Raw genomic sequence first — 18,265 nt, 5'->3', positions numbered from 1 at the left:
ATGCTAACCGCAATTAGAAAAAACGGTCTCATCCTTGCTACTTTTGCCTGCTTATCGACAGGTGTCGTAGCACTGACTCATCAACTGACTGAATCGCAAATCAAAAAACAAGAGAAGATTCAGTTATTGTCGATTTTAAACCAAGTGATTCCTAAAAAGCTGCACGATAACGAACTGTCACAATCGTGCATCTTGATTAATGACCCAGCACTTGGCACAGATAATTTAATGCCAGCCTATGTGGCGACACTGAACGGCCAGCCTAGTGCAATAGCAATCGAAGCTATTGCTCCCGATGGTTATAACGGTGCGATTAAAGTCATTGTCGGCATTAAAAATGATGGCACGATTACTGGTACCCGAGTTCTGGCACATAACGAAACTCCGGGGCTGGGTGACAAAATTGACCTGAGAATCACTGACTGGATACTGAACTTTACAGGTAAATCTGTAACAGCAGACAACGAGGAACAGTGGAAAGTCCGTAAAGACGGAGGTCAATTTGATCAGTTTACTGGTGCAACAATTACCCCACGAGCTGTGGTGAAAGCAGTGAAGAACGCCGTGACTTACGTGAATCAAAATCGTGAAGCACTGGCGAAACAAACCTATAACTGCGGAGATCAGTAATGAACAATGAACATAAAGCATTGATGAAAAACGGCATGTGGGAAAACAACCCCGCCTTAGTACAGTTGCTTGGTTTGTGTCCGCTACTTGCTGTTTCTTCTACCGTAACCAACGCACTTGGTTTAGGCATCGCAACCTTACTGGTTTTAGTCGGTTCCAACGTGACCGTATCATTGGTTCGCGATTACGTACCTAAAGAAGTGCGTATTCCAGTATTCGTGATGATCATTGCGTCGTTGGTAACCTGCGTGCAACTGATGATGAATGCATACGCTTACGGGTTATATCTGTCGCTCGGTATCTTCATCCCTCTCATCGTGACTAACTGTATTATCATCGGTCGCGCAGAAGCTTTTGCGTCAAAAAATGACGTCCTGCCTTCAGCCCAAGATGGTCTGTGGATGGGGCTAGGCATGACTTCAGTACTGGTTGTTCTGGGTGCTATGCGAGAAATTATCGGTAACGGCACCCTGTTCGATGGCGCTGATCTGCTGCTGGGCGATTGGGCAAAAGTACTAAGAATTGAAATTTTCCATTTTGATAGCAGCTTCTTGCTTGCCCTATTACCTCCGGGTGCGTTTTTCGGCGTCGGCCTGCTGATTGCTCTCAAAAATGTGATTGATAAGCAGCTTGCAGCGCGTCAGCCAAAACGAGAAAAACCAACTATCGAACGAGCACGAGTCACCAACGTATCGTCTTAATAGAAAAACTAGAGAGACTGGAAACAGCGCAGAGCAATGAATAAAGATAAAAGAAGACAAATTCTCGAGCGACTGAGAGAAAACAATCCAAAACCGGAAACAGAGCTCAACTGGAATTCACCATTCGAACTGCTCATCGCCGTTCTGTTGTCCGCTCAAGCAACAGATGTGAGTGTGAATAAAGCGACAGACAAGTTGTATGCCGTTGCCAATACACCTCAAGCCATCTTTGATTTGGGCGTTGATGGCGTTAAAGAGTACATCAAGACCATAGGTCTGTTTAACTCGAAAGCCGAGAACGTGATTAAGACTTGCCGTATTTTGCTTGATAAGCACAACGGTGAAGTTCCCGAAAACAGAGAAGCACTGGAAGCGTTACCCGGTGTAGGCCGAAAAACAGCAAACGTCGTTTTAAATACGGCATTTGGCTGGCCAACTATCGCTGTAGACACGCACATTTATCGAGTGTCCAATCGCACCAAATTTGCAATGGGAAAAACTGTCGACGATGTCGAACAGAAACTACTGAAAGTCGTTCCCGCAGAATTCAAATTAGACGTTCACCACTGGTTAATTTTGCATGGTCGATATACCTGTATCGCACGCAAGCCTCGTTGTGGGAGCTGCATAATTGAAGATCTGTGTGAGTTCGCCTCGAAAACAGAACTGTAAATATAAAATTTACCCGGAAAGCTAGGAGTCCAAAATGTCAAACAACCGTGTTCTACATACCATGCTACGCGTAGGTGATTTAGACAAGTCTATCGAATTCTACACCAACGTAATGGGTATGAAGTTACTACGTAAAAGCGAAAATGCTGAGTACAAATATACTCTAGCGTTCGTTGGTTATGGTGATGAGTCACAAGGTGCCGTTATTGAGCTCACTTATAACTGGGGTGTAGAAGAATACGACCTAGGTAAAGGTTTCGGTCACATAGCTATCGGCGTAGACGACATCTACGCAACTTGTGATGCAATTAAAGCGGTTGGCGGCAATGTTACTCGCGAGCCAGGTCCAGTAAAAGGCGGAACCACACACATCGCTTTTGTTAAAGACCCTGATGGTTACATGATTGAGCTTATCCAAAATCGTCAAGCAAGCGCAGGCCTAGAAGGTTAATCTTTCTTTGTTCTGACGATAAAAAACACCGCCAGATGGCGGTGTTTTTGTTTTTCTCTTGTGCGTAACAAGTTCAACTCTAAATTTGAGTTCTACCGAGTGAAATCACCACACGGCGGTTTTTATCTTTGCCAATTGGCGATTCGTTGTCGGCAATTGGACGACGCTTACCAAAGCCCTGCACCTGAATTCTGTCTTCAGGTAAACCAAGTGACTTAAAGTAATTGCGCAGTCTTTCCGAGCGTTTCTCCGACAGGCTTTGGCTCTCGTTTTTGCTGTCTGCTGAGTCTGTATAAGCCGCTACCAACACTAGGTCGATATCTTTGTTGTAGCGAATGTACTCGGCAATCTGTTCTAAACGCTTTTGAGACGCTTTGTTCAGATCGACACTGTTACCGCGGTCGTAATGAAGTATCGTGAACGAGATATCTTCGAAACTGTATGGCAGTAAATTGGCAATACAATCACTGAATACGTTGTATTGAGCTTGGAATAATACTGAAGAGAGCGCCACTTCAATGCGTTGATCACGGCTTTGCCAATCCTGATAACTGAATGTCGGATAACGGCCTTTTTCCAGTTCACTCAATAGTGTCCACGCCGATTGGCCGCCAATATAACCATCAAACTGTTTAAAGAACTGAATATTAGTGATGCGGTCAGCGCTTTCACCCGGTCTCCATGCTGGTGGCATTGAAACTAGGCTTACGTTACGAGTGTCCCCCATCGGGCGGCGCATTTTCAGTTCAAAGTCCAAATTCATTTTCTTACTGGCGCGCGCAGAAAACTCCGCATCGCCGTAATTGGGGATAGGATGAACAAGCCGACACTCGAGTGGTGTGTTCGCCACCATCTGCCAAGTGGACTGCTGTGGCGTTGCCACATAACGCTTTTCTAGTGCCGAAGCGGCAACAGGCGTCAATAGAGTGGCAGCGGCTAAACTTGTCACAAGCCATTTATTCATAAGGACTTTTATCTCTTAATACTGCATGTCATCGTGGCGACACATTGCCACCAACGTAAATCTGAATAGAGTAATGCAAAAATCTCGCCAGCTTACCCCCGAGTTTCTAATCTAAAATCGATTGATAACCGATAATTCGACCCTATTTGATACCACCGAATAGTGAACCAATTAATTCCTTCTAAATAGAGTGCTCAGGTTTTTCTTATAGTCATAACATGCAATAATGCCGCCCTTGTCACAATAACTAGAGCCAGCATGACTGATTTAAAAGAAGCAAAGACATTAAAAGAGCGTTTCCGTGGTTATTTTCCTGTCGTTATTGACGTTGAAACCGCTGGATTCAATGCCCAAACCGATGCTTTATTAGAGATTTGCGCAGTGACTTTGCGTATGGACGAAAACGGCGATTTGCAACCTGCTTCTACCATTCACTTTCATGTTGAGCCTTTTGAAGGTGCCAATCTAGAAAAAGCGGCACTCGAGTTCACTGGCATCTATGACCCATTTAGCCCACTTCGTGGCGCAGTGTCTGAAGATCATGCGCTAAAAGAGATCTACAAGCTGGTTCGTAAAGAGCAGAAAGACTCTGATTGCAGCCGAGCGATCATCGTCGCGCACAACGCCAACTTCGATCATAGCTTTGTTATGGCAGCAAGCGAGCGCTGTAAACTTAAACGCGTTCCTTTCCATCCCTTTGCCACTTTTGATACCGCTACGTTAAGTGGTCTTGCTTACGGACAGACGGTACTCGCCAAAGCGTGTAAAGCAGCTGGAATGGAATTTGACAATCGTGAAGCACACTCAGCGCTTTACGATACACAAAAAACTGCAGAGCTGTTCTGCGGAATCGTCAACAAATGGAAAGCTCTTGGTGGCTGGCCTGCTGTTGATAACCAAGAAAACAACTAAAACCAAACACGACTTGAATTGAGAATTATATGAATCCTGTAGTCATTTCCGTTTGCGTCATGCTGCTTCTTGCACTGATGCGCGTAAACGTTGTGGTTGCCCTAACCTTCAGCGCCATTGTTGGCGGTTTAGTGGCAGGTATGAGCTTAAATGATACTGTAGCGGCTTTCGAAAGCGGCCTTGGTGGTGGTGCGACTATCGCGCTTAGCTACGCAATGCTGGGGACGTTTGCTGTTGCTATTTCTAAATCTGGCATCACTGATTTGTTAGCACAAAGTGTGATCAAACGTCTTCATGGCAAAGAGCATGGTGCGGCAACAACTGGATTGAAATACGCTGTCCTAGTTGCTTTGCTGTTGATGGCCGTCTCTTCACAAAACGTCATTCCGGTACACATTGCATTTATCCCAATTTTAATTCCGCCTCTATTAGGCGTATTTGCAAAGCTCAAGTTAGACCGTCGCTTAGTAGCCTGTGTTCTTACCTTTGGTCTGATCACTCCTTACATGGTGCTACCTGTGGGTTTTGGCGGTATTTTCCTCAACAACATTCTGCTTAAGAACCTACGTGAAAACGGTCTGGAGAACATCACTGCGAGTCAGGTACCTATGGCGATGTTACTACCTGCTATTGGTATGATCGCTGGTCTATTGATCGCGGTATTTTTCAGCTACCGCAAACCGCGTGAGTATCAAGAAACAGAGCTGACTGTTGTTCATCATCAAGCGAACGAAATCGACAAGAAACACGTTGGCATTGCCGCCGTCGGTATCGTGGTTGCACTAGCGGTTCAACTTGCGACAGGTTCAATGATCATCGGTGCATTAGCTGGCTTTATGGTGTTTACTTTCGGCGGTGTTATCGCATGGAAAGAGACGCACGATGTGTTCACCAAAGGTGTTCACATGATGGCAATGATCGGCTTTATCATGATTTCTGCAGCAGGCTTTGCCGCTGTAATGAAAGATACTGGCGGTGTTGAATCTCTTGTTAGCGCGTTATCAACCAGTATTGGTGACAACAAGCCTTTAGCCGCATTGCTAATGCTTGTAGTAGGTTTGCTGGTGACTATGGGTATCGGTTCTTCGTTCTCAACCATTCCAATTATCGCGACCATCTATGTGCCTTTGTGTATCGCTTTTGGTTTTTCTCCAATGGCAACCGTAGCGCTAGTCGGTACTGCTGCAGCACTGGGTGATGCTGGCTCACCAGCTTCTGATTCAACCTTAGGCCCAACCTCTGGTCTAAACGCAGATGGACAGCATGAGCACATTTGGGAAACCGTTGTACCGACCTTCCTCCACTACAACTTGCCGTTAGTTGCATTTGGTTGGATTGCGGCAATGGTGCTTTAACCGATTTGCTTTCAACTCCACATACTGAAATGGTGGGGTTGATAAAAAACGTAAGACATTAAAAAGGCTTCCCTCGGGAAGCCTTTCTGCTATTCACTGACTATCACGATGCTTACGCTAAAAGTGATTAAGCACCTTCGTTGTACAGTTCTAGACTTGCTAGATCCTGAATTTCACGTTGTGCCTTAACATCATCACCACGCATCGACTCTAGGTAGTCTAGGTATTGCTGGTCGATGTCGCCTGTCACATATTCACCGTTAAATACTGAAGCTTCAAATTTAGCGATATCAGGGTTACCTGCACGCACTGCATCTTCTAAATCTTCAAGAGTTTGGAAGATAAGCGCATCAGCACCGATTTGTTTACAGATATCTGCATTATCACGGCCGTGAGCAATCAACTCGTTTGCTGTTGGCATATCGATACCATATACGTTCGGGAAACGAATCTCAGGCGCTGCTGATACCATGTAAACTTTCGCTGCACCAGAATCACGAGCCATTTCGATAATCTGCTCAGAAGTCGTTCCACGCACGATTGAGTCATCAACAAGCAGTACATTCTTATCTTTAAATTCAGAACGGATAGCATTCAGTTTACGACGAACTGATTTCTTACGTAGCTGTTGACCCGGCATGATGAATGTACGGCCAACATAACGGTTTTTCACGAAACCTTGACGGTATGGTTTATCAATCGCTTGAGCGATTTGCAGCGCGATATCATTTGACGTTTCTGGAATTGGAATAACAACATCAATATCCAAGTCAGAAAACTCATTCTTAATACGCTCACCAAGACGTTTACCCATTTCAACGCGTGCGCTGTAAACAGAGATTTTATCGATGAATGAATCTGGACGAGCAAAATAAACAAACTCGAAAATACATGGAGTAAGACTTGGGCTATCAGCACACTGCTTAGTGAACAGCTCGCCTTCAAACGTTGCGTAGATAGCTTCACCCGGTGCAACATCACGTACAAAGTCAAAACCTACAGCATCAAGTGCTACCGATTCAGACGCAACCATGTACTCAGTGCGCCCATTCACTTCACGCTTGCCAAGGCAAAGTGGACGAATACCATGTGGGTCGCGGAACGCAATCATACCGTGACCAATGATCATAGCGGTTACTGCGTATGCGCCACGAATAGTGCGATGCACGTTTGCCACTGCACGGAAGACATCTTCAGAAGTAACATTACCTCTTACAGTATCAATCTCATGCGCCAATACGTTTAGCAGTACTTCAGAATCTGAAGTGGTATTGATATGACGACGATCTTTTTCGAATAACTTTTCACGTACAACATTCGCATTGGTTAGGTTGCCGTTATGAGCAAGCGTGATACCAAATGGAGAGTTTACGTAAAAAGGCTGAGCTTCAGATGCACTTGAGCTGCCTGCAGTTGGGTAACGAACGTGCCCAATACCCACAGAACCTTGAAGACGCTGCATGTGTTTGGCTTCAAAGACATCTTTTACTAAACCGTTCGCCTTGCGCAGACGAAAACGATTGCTATCTATGGTACAAATACCAGCGGCATCTTGGCCACGATGCTGCAATACCGTTAAAGCGTCATAAATAGACTGGTTTACAGGCGTTGTGCCCACGATTCCAACAATACCACACATGTCTTATTCCTCGATTTGCGTCAGTAACTGACGCGTTATATCGCGTCAGATAGAAAACTTGATGTTGCTTGTATGTGTTCGAAGAGAGGCGCAATCACACGGCTAAATTCCGGTACTAATTGCGAGCTCTTCCACCACTCAGAGCTTGGTAATGCAGTAAAGGTATCCACAAAAAACAGAGCTGCCGCTACGATTAGAACCCCACGTAATGCGCCAAATACAACGCCTAAGACTCTATCCGTACCTGATAAACCTGTTTTCTGAACCAATTGCGAAATCACATAATTCACAATCGCCCCCACCACTAAAGTTGCTACAAAAAGTGCAGCAATGGCGGCGCCGTTGCGAATCAAATCGTCTTTAATGTTGGTAAAGTACACCGCCAGTTTTGCGTAGTACTGTGAAGCAATAAAAAATGCACCACACCAGATAATTAATGACAAGGCTTCTTTCGCAAAGCCACGTACCAAACTGATCAAAGCTGACAAGCCGATCACACTTAAAATGACAATATCTAACCAATTCATGAGTTCTTACATCTTAAGTTGGCGCGCATTTTAACAGAAAAAAACGCGACGCAAACGTTTTCTTATGGGTTTAGTGGTTTAAATTTGAGCAATTGACCTTTTGAACCTGTAACTTTCTCTAATTCCAGTAGTTGTCTCTCAAGCTTACTTTTTGAGACATCAGGTCCGATGATCACTCTTGTAAAACCGTTTTCTTGTTTTGTGTGAGCTTGATAACCGCGTTTTTGTAAATCACTCACCACGTTTTTTGCGTTTTCTGCGTTCTTCAATGCCATCAACTGAATGATCCACGCGCTGTCTTGGTAGTCATTTTTCTCAGGTACTTCTTTGACGACGGTTTCCATCGGTTTATCGACTTTCGCGGAAGAGTTTGAAGACGGAGTCGTTTGTTCAGTGATAGAAACTGGAGACTCAGGTAAAGCAGCTTGATCTTCAACAGGCTCAAGTATTTCGAACTTTTCTACATCACTATTAAGCTCAGGCTTGATCGGAATGCTTGTGATCTCTTCTTGATAGTGCATTTTTTTGCCATCAAGAACATCAGGCAAAACGATGACACCTATCGCTACCAAAATAATAGTACCTACTAAACGGCTTTGAAATTTACTCGCCATTTACGCTCCTTTATTTTTCCAGTGCTCAAGCACTTCACCGACTGTGTGGAAAGACCCAGCAACGATTATGACATCACCATCCGTAACACTTGTCATCGCACTTTCAAATGCACTAACAGGGTTTGCATACTCAACCTGACCTTGTTCAAGGTGCTGGCACAGTTCACTCGCAGAAGCCGCTCTCGGGCCAGACAAAGAAGCTGGATACCAATGCTTGACCAGCGGTTTAAGCACATCAATGGTGGACTTAATATCTTTGTCATGCAGCATACCAAGCACCATATGTACGTTTTGCTCAGGGAACTGAGTACGAATCTGGCTAGCGAGATACTCTGCAGAATGAGGGTTATGAGCCACATCAAGCAATATTATTGGCTTATCGCTAATACGTTGCATGCGTCCCGCCAATTTCGCTTTGCGCAGACCTTCGACAATATTGACATCGCTGACTTCTAAACCTGAACATCCCAGAGCCATCAACGCAGTTGCGGCATTAGCAAGAGGAAGAGTTGGCACTGGCAGATCGGTGAGATCAAAAGGCCCGCTTCTCCACTGCCAAACCGTGTCTGACACTTTTTCATAATCAAACTGGATACCAACCTGATAGAAATCCGCACCAATATCATCGGCGTGAGCGGCAACTGTTGACGGAGGCTTAGGTTGACCACAAATAGCAGGCTTGCCTGAGCGGAAAATACCCGCTTTCTCAAAACCGATTACATTGATGTCGTCACCCAGCCAGTCAACATGATCGATCGCTAAGCTGGTAATAACCGATACATCGTGATCAACCACGTTAGTCGCATCTAGACGACCACCAAGGCCGACCTCTAACAGCACAACATCGACTTTTTCAGTTTGGAAAATGCGAAGAGCCGCTAATGTTCCGAATTCAAAAAAACTTAGGCTGATCTCGCCACGCTGTTGTTCAATATAAGCAAAAGCTTCTGTGTGTAGTTCATCACGAGCATCAACGCCGTTAATACGTACACGTTCGTTGTAGCTGATAAGGTGAGGAGAACTGTAGACACCGACCGAATAACCAGCATCCAGAAGAATACTTTCCATTAACGCACAGGTAGAACCCTTGCCGTTGGTTCCGGCAACAGTGATAACTGTTGGAGCGGGTTTAGTGAGAGAGGCTTTGTTAGCCACCGCTTGAACGCGGTCTAAGCCCAAATCAATTGCAGAAGTATGAATATGGGTTAAATAATCAAGCCACATCGACAGTGGGGATGTGGCTTGAGGAATTGGGTTTTGTTTCATCTAACGTAGAACCATTGTTTTCTTTGGTTTAGTTAGCGCCTACTTTACCCTTTTTTCTTCGCTTCTGGTACTGAATATGCTTCCTCTTGTGGAGCATCGTTCACAGAAACTACGAGTGGAGATTTTTGGTTGGTCATCTTCGCTAGTAAGCCAGCAATGCGTTGACGCATTTCGCGGCGGTCTACGATCATATCAATCGCACCGTGCTCTAGCAGGAATTCGCTGCGTTGGAAGCCTTCTGGAAGATCTTCACGTACAGTTTGTTCGATAACGCGACGGCCAGCAAAACCGATCAGTGCTTTTGGCTCACCGATGTTGATATCACCCAGCATTGCAAGACTTGCAGAAACACCACCCATTGTTGGGTCAGTCATTACCGAAATGAACGGTAGACCTTTGTTTGACAAGCGCTCTAACGCCGCACTGGTTTTAGCCATTTGCATTAGAGACATCAAAGCCTCTTGCATACGAGCACCACCACTTGCAGAGAAACATACTAGACCACAGTTTCTTTCAATTGCAGATTCAACGGCACGAACAAAACGAGCACCTACAACCGAGCCCATAGAACCGCCCATGAATGAGAATTCAAAAGCACATGCCACAAGTGGAATACCGTGCAGTTCACCATTCATAACGATAAGAGCGTCTTTCTCGCCGCTGCTCTTTTGTGCCGCTGCAAGACGTTCTTTATAACGCTTAGAATCTTTGAATTTCAGTTTATCTTGAGGCTCAAGCTCTTGTGCAATCTCTTGACGATTGTCTTCATCTAAGAATGTTTCAAGACGACGACGCGCTTTCATACGCATGTGATGATTACACTTAGGACAAACTTCGAGGTTGCGCTCAAGTTCTGCGTGGTAGAGTACCTGCTCACAAGATGTACACTTCGTCCAAACACCTTCAGGAATCGATGCTTTACGTGAAGTAACTATGTTGCTTTTTTCTAAAATCTTTTCAAGCCAACTCATAGAAGACCTTTTACTCTGTGCTCTCCCGCTCAATGCGAAAGATTTAAATTCGACAATAATGCGTGGGGATTAAAGCATAGAAAATGCCAACTGTAGACAAAAAACTGGTTGTACCTATTTCTTGCACCAGCCCCACACACCTAATTCTGCTCATTTTGAATGCTAATCAACTGATAACTTTGAGCCAATTACTACACTTTAGTTCAACATTAGTTCAAATGATCAGGTAAAAATAGCGGCCCTAAAGGTGGTTGAGGTAAATCAAACTCTTGTGGGTAATCCACAGACACCAAATATAAGCCTTCCGCTTTTGCGGTTGCACCTGCCAATGTGCGATCTTTCGCTTCCAGCAACCACTGGATCCACTCTGGTTCCTTCTCACCACGACCAACAGCAATAAGGCTACCAGTAATGTTGCGAACCATGTGATGAACGAAAGCATTCGCTTTAATATCAATCACTACGTAACGTTCATGGCGGGTAACATTTAAGTGCATAATATTACGCCACGGACTACGTGACTGGCAATGAACAGCTCTAAATGACGTGAAATCATTCTCACCCAACAAATATTGACCAGCCTGATGCATTCTTTCTGCATCAAGTTCCCCGTGATAGTGACTCACACCAGAAGCCAATATGCCCGGACGAAATTCATGGTTATAAATCACGTAGCGATAGCGGCGTGCTGTTGCTGTGAAGCGAGCGTGAAATTCGTCAGGCACTTCTTTTGCCCAACGCACCGCTATATTCTTGGGTAAGTTCGCATTGGTTCCCATTGTCCAAGCAACCATTTTGCGTGTCGCTGTTGTATCAAAATGCACTACTTGCCCAGTGCCATGTACGCCAGCATCTGTGCGTCCTGCACACTGAACTTCAACAGGATGGTTGGCGACGACAGACAGAGCTTTCTCTAGCTCTTCTTGAACACTTGCGACTTCTCTTTGACGCTGCCAACCAAAGTAATGAGTACCGTCATACTCAATACCCAACGCTATTCTCATGGTGTATCACTCTTAAAAACTATAGGTCTAAAGACCTTGGGGCGGGCAGTATAATATCAATCGCTTAAGATTTCTAACCCGCAAAATACATACAACGGTAAGATCATACCTGCTATTTAAGATAGCTGAATAAACAAAGAGGCAGCCAATGCTGCCTCTTTTACTATTACTGTTTACACTCGACCGTTAATGACATCAATAAGGTGTTTCGCTTGCTGCCTTATCTCATCACTACCATCCACGATTGCTTCTTCGAGTAGCTTAATCGCACCTTTATCATCGTTCATCTCAATGTAGATTTTCGCCAAATCCAGCTTACCTGCGGCTTCTGAATTACTGTCTACATCGATATCACCGACATCACCAATCACATCTGGGAACTCGTTGAGGCCGACATCTAGCTTTAACTCTTCATTATCAAGATTAAGAGTACTGCCATCATCGTTTTCAACCTGAGCCATTAAATCGTCGATAGTCATAAATTGACGACTAGCAGGCTCGAATTCAGCAAACTCTTCCTGATTACCCCAGTTTTCTTGGGCAACTTCTGGCTCTTTGACCTGAATCTCAGGATGCCACACGTCCTTCTCAGTCTCTGGTACTTCGTCAGGTATTGTCGCTTTTTGATCAGGCGTTAAATTAAAGCCATTCCAATCTTCTCCGCCCATTTCCAGCATGGCGTCAATGTCCATACCGGCACTGTCAACGGACTTCGCATCAATAGGCTTATCAAAGGTAAAGCTTGTTTCTGCTCGATCTTCATCAGACAACCAATCGGACAGCGCTTGTTCATCAAACTCTTGTTTAGAAACATCGCTAAGATTAACTTCTGTTGTCTCCGGCTCAGCCTCTGCATACAGTGAAGAATCATCTAAATGATCGTCTTCTGATTCATCCGACAGCTCATCCGTTTGGGAGAACATATCCGCTAAAGCATCTTCTTCCGTATATTCAGGCAGATCAGAATCATTAATTTCTACATCCGCAAGCTCTGCAGCGGCTTCTGGTAAGTCTGACTCTTCGGCGAACTCAGAATCCGCAAGCGCGTCTTCTTCTGTGTATTCTGGAAGCTCTAATTCGTCGAATTCCTCTGCAATGTCTTGCTCTGGCAATTCAGAATCAGACTCTTCTGCCAAGACCTCAGCAGGTATCACTTCGTCTTGCGCTTCAGGAGTTTCAGTTTCTACTGCTTCAGATTCAACATCTGCCAGCGCATCTTCTTCTGCGTACTCTGGAAGATCTAACTCATCGAACTCAGCGGCAATGTCTTGCTCTGGCTGTTCAGGCTCAGATTCTTCTGCTAAAAGCTCAGCAGGTGCCACTTCGTCTTGCGCTTCTGGAGCTTCAGTTTCTGCTACTTCAGATTCAACATCCGCCAGCGCATCTTCTTCTGTGTACTCTGGAAGATCTAACTCATCGAATTCAGCAGCAATATCTTGCTCTTGCAGCTCGGACTCAGACTCTTCTGCCAAAAGCTCAGCAAGTGCCACTTCGTCTTGCGCTTCTGGAGCTTCAGTTTCTGCTACTTCAGATTCAACATCCGCCAGCGCATCTTCTTCGGTGTACTCTGGAAGATCTAACTCGTCGAATTCAGCCGCAATATCTTGCTCTTGCAGCTCGGACTCAGACTCTTCTGCCAAAAGCTCAGCAGATGCCACTTCGTCTTGCGATTCAGAAGTTTCAGTTTCTACTGCTTCAGATTCAACATCCGCCAGCGCATCTTCTTCGGTGTACTCTGGAAGATCTAACTCGTCGAATTCAGCCGCAATATCTTGCTCTGGTTGTTCAGGTTTAGTCTCTTCTGCTAAAACCTCAGCTGGTGCCACTTCGTCTGGAGCATCCGTTTCTGCTGCTTCAGATTCAAAATCTGCCAGCGCGTCTTCTTCGGTGTACTCTGGAAGATCTACCTCATCGAATTGAGTGGCAATATTTTGCTCTGGCTGTTCGGGTTTAGTCTCTTGAGCCAAAACCTCAGCAGGCTCAACTTCGTCTTGTGTTTCCAGAGCTTCGGTTTCTACTGCTTCAGATTCAACATCCGCCAGCGCATCTTCTTCGGTGTATTCTGGAAGGTCTAATTCGTCGAATTCAGCCGCAATATTTTGCTCTGGCTGTTCAGACTCAGACTCTTCGTCTAAAACCTCAGCAGGTTCCGCTTCGTCTTGCGTTTCCAAAGCTTCCGTTTCTACTGCTTCAGATTCAATATCCGCTGTTTCTGTTTCTGTTTCTGTTTCTAGGCCATCAAAAACCCAATCGTCATCTTGTGGAACACCGAATTCATTCGCAACAACTTGCTCTTGCTCTGTTTCCGCTAGCTCTTCTTCCGACTTCTCTCCACCTTCAATTTCCGGATTGAACTCGAAGTCATCCAGATCAAAATCGTCTTCATTCAGTGCTGAAATAGATTCAAACTCTTCATCCAGTAACGGATCAGACTTAGGTGCATTGGTAATAAGGTCGTCAATGAAGTTTGCACTATTGAAATCTTCAACCAGTTCTTCAGATTCCGCGTTTTGTTCGATGGTCAGCAGCTCATCAAAAAGCTCTAAACTTTCATCTTTCTCTTCTGTGTCTTCCGATTCTGAAGTGACTTCATCAGCCAAGAAGTCTTCGTAACCTGTCGGTTCTTCACTAAGCTCACCGACAAAATCATCGAGCAGATCAGTACTGTTTTCATCAATCTCAGGAATATCTGAATCACCGCTATCTCCCAGCAGTTCATCCAGTTCCAGCATCATCTCATCGGCGACATTTTGTTCAGAATCAGCTTCGTCAAAACCGTTTTCATTTAAAAGCTCGTCTAGCAGCGCCGTGCTATTAGATTCAATTTCAGGCTCGTCTTCTTCATCTTCTAACAGCAACTCGTCTAGTAATGCCGTCTCATCTTTTGCATTCGCCTCTAAAGACTCCAAGTCAGCCTGAGCTTCTATGTTTGCAAATAAGTCGTCTAACTCTTCATCTGAAGTGAACTTAGCCGCTTCTGGCTCAGAATTAGTTTGCGATTTTTCATCATCAAGCAAGCTGTCGAAATCTAACAACTCTGAGCTTGTTTCATCATCTTCTTGTGCAGCAAAAAGTTCATCCAACATAGATTGGTCAAGAGAAGGTGAATCCAGCTCTTCAGAATCATCCGCAGCCAACAAAGATTCAATATCGGCTTGCGACATTTCACCATCATCAGATAGGTCAAAGCCGATCTCGTCGTCTTCATCATAGTTTTGTGATGCCTGGTCTAGAGCGCGTTCCATTTCCTCCAAACCAAGAGCTTTCTCATCCCCATTGACAGTGATGTCGTTATTACCAGAAGACAAATCACCAAAGTCAGTATCAAGGTCGCCTGAGTCATCAATAGCAGCAAATAAATCTTCGCCGTCTTCACCCTCTAAGTCGAAGTCTAAATCGCTCTCATCTAGGCCAGCAAAAATATCACCGTCATCTTCTTCTGATGTTTCTTCTTTCTTCTCTTCACCAAAGAGTGAGTCGTTGTCATCCATGCTGCCAAACAGGTCATCGTCCAGAAGCAATTCATCATCTAAATCTTCGAGCGACTGATCACCAACCGCTAGTGGAGCAGCAGCTTCAGCACTAGAATTCGCATTAAGTACTGTTTCTTGAGTAGGTGAATTTGACGCTTGATTTGAACCAGAACGACGTCCTAAAAATAGCACTACGAGTAAGGCGATTAATAAGCCCGGAATAAGAGCTAACCCTGCTACCATCCAGTTGTTCGCTAATAATTCATCCAACTTAGACGGTGCGAGACGTTGCATTTCTTCGCGTTTAATTCTCTCTTCAGCCAGCAGTTTTTCAACTTCAGAACGAATGCGGTTTTCATCGCCCAACTCTTGTTTTAAGCCACTCACTTCAGATTGTACTTCGGCGAGCATCAAACGCAGTCTGTGATTCTTTTCTTCCAGTGCCTGAATTTCATTTTGGTCGGCTGATGACGCTTTCATGCTGCCATCATTTTTCGCTTCCACAACAGGCTTTTCTGCAACGACAGGCTCTGTTGGTGTTACTTGCGCTTCTGGTGTCTGTGTTTCAGCAGGAGCAACAGCGGCTGGTTTCACATCTACTGTCGGTTTCGGTTCTGCTTTCGGAGTGTTTACGACGGGTGTTGCTGGCTTAGCAGGCTGTTGCGCGAGACGAGCTTTATGCGCAGCCATCACTTTGACCGCTTCTTCCGTTGAAACACTGCTCACTTGAGCGAGCGAAGGAATGCGTAATGTGCTACCTGGAATTAAGCTATGGATATTTTGGTTTTCAAACGCTTGAGGATTTAAACGATAAATTGCCAGTAGAGTCTGCTGTACAGATACTTGGTTTGAGGGACGTATACGTGACGCAATCGACCATAACGTGTCTTTTTCAGAAGTAGGGCCAATAACCTGTGAAGGCTCTGCCGTTGCTGTTGTTCGATTACGGACAATATCACTACTATATTGCGGCGCTGACTGAACTTCGCCAGTCGGACCAATAAGGCGAATACTCTCTGCACTAACGAAAGAAGTCTGAGTCACGGCCGCTACAGCGATTGGCAGTAACAGGCGTTTAAAAAATTGACGCATATAAGGCTCAGCTAGGTGCTATGAATTAATAAAGATAACAATCTGTTAAATATATCGGATAAGAGGAGCAAAACTATAGGAGATAACGCAAAAAATGTGTTCGTACCGTAATAATCGCAGCAATCTCACACTAAAAATCCATTTTTGCTACTCACGTCCGATACCATAATGACGATTCAAAAAATAAAAGCCAGCTTTAAGCTGGCTTTGCATCGTTTTACTTCGTCAGATATTACTCAGACTCAATTTTAGCCCAAGTATCACGTAGGCCAACTGTACGGTTGAACACTAGAGATTCAGGCGTTGAATCTTTGTTGTCTGCACAGAAATAACCCATACGCTCAAACTGGTAACCCACTTCAGCTTCTGCTGTCGCAAGGCTAGGTTCAACGAAACCATTCACCTTAACCAGTGACTCTGGGTTAATCGTTGCAGCGAAATCATCAGCTGCTGCTGGATTAGGTACAGTAAATAGACGATCGTAAAGACGGAATTCAGCAGGTAAACCTTTATCTGCAGACACCCAATGGATAACACCTTTCACTTTACGGCCGTCTTCTGGGTTTTTGCCCAGAGTCGCAGGATCGTAAGTACAGTATATCGTTGTGATGTTGCCATCTTGGTCTTTCTCTACACGCTCTGCCTTGATGACATAAGCGCCGCGTAGACGAACTTCTTTACCTAACACCAAACGCTTGTATTTCTTGTTACCTTCTTCGCGGAAGTCTTCACGCTCAATCCAGATTTCGCGGGTAAATGGTACATCACGAGAACCCATATCAGGATTGTTTGGATGGTTAGCAAGATTCAGAACTTCAACACTCTCTGCATCGAAGTTTTCGATAACAACCTTTACAGGGTCCAATACAGCCATTGCTCGTGGTGCATTAGTGTTTAGATCGTCACGAATACATGATTCAAGTGAACTGAACTCAATCATGTTGTCTTGCTTAGTAACACCGATACGCTTACAGAATTCACGGATAGAAGCAGCAGTAAAGCCACGACGACGTAAACCAGAAATGGTAGGCATACGAGGGTCATCCCAACCATCAACCAATTTCTCAGTCACAAGTTGGTTTAGCTTACGCTTAGACATTACTGTGTATTCTAGATTCAGGCGGCTGAACTCATACTGACGAGGATGGCAATCAATAGTGATGTTATCCAGCACCCAGTCGTACAGACGGCGGTTATCTTGGAACTCCAAAGTACAGATAGAGTGCGTAATACCTTCCAACGCATCCGAAATACAGTGTGTAAAATCGTACATTGGGTAAATGCACCACTTGTCACCCGTCTGATGATGCTCAGCAAAACGAACACGGTAGATCACTGGATCTCGCATTACAATGAATGACGAAGCCATATCGATTTTAGCACGCAGACATGCTTCACCTTCTTTGAAGCCACCTGTTCTCATTTTTTCAAATAGAGCCAAGTTTTCTTCTACACTGCGGTCACGATAAGGGCTGTGTTTACCTGGAGTGGTTAACGTTCCGCGGTATTCGCGGATCTGCTCTGGAGTCAGCTCTTCAACATAAGCCAAACCTTTGTTGATAAGCTCCAGCGCATATTCGTACAGCTTGTCAAAATAGTCAGATGAATAGCAGATATCACCAGACCACTCAAAGCCCAGCCAACTTACGTCTTTCTTAATTGATTCTACGTATTCGATGTTTTCTTTCTCTGGGTTTGTGTCATCAAAACGTAAGTTACACTGGCCCTGATAGTCTTGAGCGATACCAAAGTTCAAACAAATCGACTTCGCGTGACCGATATGCAGATAACCATTAGGCTCTGGCGGGAAACGAGTATGCACGCTAGTGTGTTTACCATCCGCTAAATCTTTATCTATGATTTGGCGAATGAAGTTCGATGGACGAGCCTCAGCTTCACTCATCTATAGCACCTCAAAATAATTTAATACTGGCAGAAAGTTTTCCTGTCTGGGCCAAATTAGCCGCAATCCACAGAAATATTGCGTTCAATGA

General features: G+C 44.8%; 15 protein-coding genes. 6 read left to right on the top strand and 9 right to left on the bottom strand.

The window, feature by feature from the left end:
• From rsxG to gloA, 4 genes are read left to right on the top strand one after another with little or no spacing between them, the layout of a single operon-like run.
• Positions 1-630 (top strand): electron transport complex subunit RsxG, encoded by a 630-nt coding sequence (gene rsxG, locus P4S58_RS03575; RefSeq protein ID WP_102969552.1) that lies wholly within the window; start codon positions 1-3, stop codon positions 628-630.
• Positions 630-1,331, top strand: coding sequence for an electron transport complex subunit E (locus P4S58_RS03570; RefSeq protein ID WP_102969553.1), 702 nt, complete (start codon positions 630-632; stop codon positions 1,329-1,331). Before rsxG ends, P4S58_RS03570 begins: the two co-directional genes overlap by 1 nt.
• Positions 1,332-1,367: 36 nt before the next feature.
• A complete protein-coding gene (gene nth / locus P4S58_RS03565) occupies positions 1,368-2,003 on the top strand; it encodes an endonuclease III (RefSeq protein WP_102953777.1) in 636 nt (211 codons plus the stop codon).
• A 34-nt stretch (positions 2,004-2,037) separates the two neighbouring features.
• Complete coding sequence (gene gloA / locus P4S58_RS03560; protein WP_102940182.1) at positions 2,038-2,454, top strand: lactoylglutathione lyase; 417 nt, start codon at positions 2,038-2,040, stop codon at positions 2,452-2,454.
• 79 nt (positions 2,455-2,533) lie between these two features.
• Here gloA and motY read toward each other — a convergent pair whose 3' ends face one another.
• Positions 2,534-3,418, bottom strand: coding sequence for a flagellar protein MotY (gene motY, locus P4S58_RS03555; RefSeq protein ID WP_102965428.1), 885 nt, complete (start codon positions 3,416-3,418; stop codon positions 2,534-2,536).
• A 258-nt stretch (positions 3,419-3,676) separates the two neighbouring features.
• Here motY and rnt point away from each other — a divergent pair, with 258 nt between their 5' ends.
• Together rnt and P4S58_RS03545 are read left to right on the top strand one after the other, a co-directional pair.
• Positions 3,677-4,330 carry a ribonuclease T gene (rnt, locus tag P4S58_RS03550; protein WP_102969554.1) on the top strand — a complete coding sequence of 218 codons (654 nt, stop codon included), beginning with the start codon at positions 3,677-3,679 and terminating at the stop codon, positions 4,328-4,330.
• A gap of 29 nt (positions 4,331-4,359) precedes the next feature.
• Positions 4,360-5,685, top strand: a complete 1,326-nt coding sequence (locus P4S58_RS03545; RefSeq protein WP_102969555.1) for a Na+/H+ antiporter family protein — start codon at positions 4,360-4,362, stop codon at positions 5,683-5,685.
• A 127-nt stretch (positions 5,686-5,812) separates the two neighbouring features.
• Here the strand turns inward: P4S58_RS03545 and purF are convergent, their stop codons facing one another.
• The 8 genes from purF to glnS form a co-directional block, all read right to left on the bottom strand.
• On the bottom strand, positions 5,813-7,324 hold the full coding sequence (gene purF, locus P4S58_RS03540) for an amidophosphoribosyltransferase (RefSeq protein WP_042486316.1): 1,512 nt from the start codon (positions 7,322-7,324) through the stop codon (positions 5,813-5,815).
• Between the two features lie 35 nt (positions 7,325-7,359).
• Positions 7,360-7,851, bottom strand: coding sequence for a CvpA family protein (locus tag P4S58_RS03535; RefSeq protein WP_042486318.1), 492 nt, complete (start codon positions 7,849-7,851; stop codon positions 7,360-7,362).
• A 62-nt stretch (positions 7,852-7,913) separates the two neighbouring features.
• Positions 7,914-8,465: an SPOR domain-containing protein gene (locus P4S58_RS03530; RefSeq protein WP_042486321.1), complete on the bottom strand. Its 552-nt coding sequence runs from the start codon at positions 8,463-8,465 to the stop codon at positions 7,914-7,916.
• Complete coding sequence (folC, locus tag P4S58_RS03525) at positions 8,466-9,731, bottom strand: bifunctional tetrahydrofolate synthase/dihydrofolate synthase (RefSeq protein WP_102969556.1); 1,266 nt, start codon at positions 9,729-9,731, stop codon at positions 8,466-8,468. It abuts the gene before it with no gap.
• A gap of 44 nt (positions 9,732-9,775) precedes the next feature.
• Positions 9,776-10,702: an acetyl-CoA carboxylase, carboxyltransferase subunit beta gene (gene accD / locus P4S58_RS03520; protein ID WP_042486327.1), complete on the bottom strand. Its 927-nt coding sequence runs from the start codon at positions 10,700-10,702 to the stop codon at positions 9,776-9,778.
• 209 nt (positions 10,703-10,911) lie between these two features.
• The gene (truA, locus tag P4S58_RS03515) at positions 10,912-11,706 is read right to left on the bottom strand and encodes a tRNA pseudouridine(38-40) synthase TruA (protein ID WP_102962757.1); all 795 of its coding nucleotides are present in this window, start codon (positions 11,704-11,706) and stop codon (positions 10,912-10,914) included.
• 173 nt (positions 11,707-11,879) lie between these two features.
• A complete protein-coding gene (locus tag P4S58_RS03510; protein ID WP_337162913.1) occupies positions 11,880-16,271 on the bottom strand; it encodes a FimV/HubP family polar landmark protein in 4,392 nt (1,463 codons plus the stop codon).
• A gap of 232 nt (positions 16,272-16,503) precedes the next feature.
• Positions 16,504-18,174, bottom strand: a complete 1,671-nt coding sequence (gene glnS / locus P4S58_RS03505; protein WP_042486336.1) for a glutamine--tRNA ligase — start codon at positions 18,172-18,174, stop codon at positions 16,504-16,506.
• Between the last annotated feature and the right edge of the window lie 91 nt (positions 18,175-18,265).

Source organism: Vibrio sp. Hal054 (genome assembly GCF_037162405.1).
GTDB classification, from domain to species: Bacteria; Pseudomonadota; Gammaproteobacteria; order Enterobacterales; family Vibrionaceae; genus Vibrio; species Vibrio diazotrophicus.
Note: the sequence above shows the minus strand (reverse complement) of the source record. Positions and strands in the feature narration are given on the sequence as shown.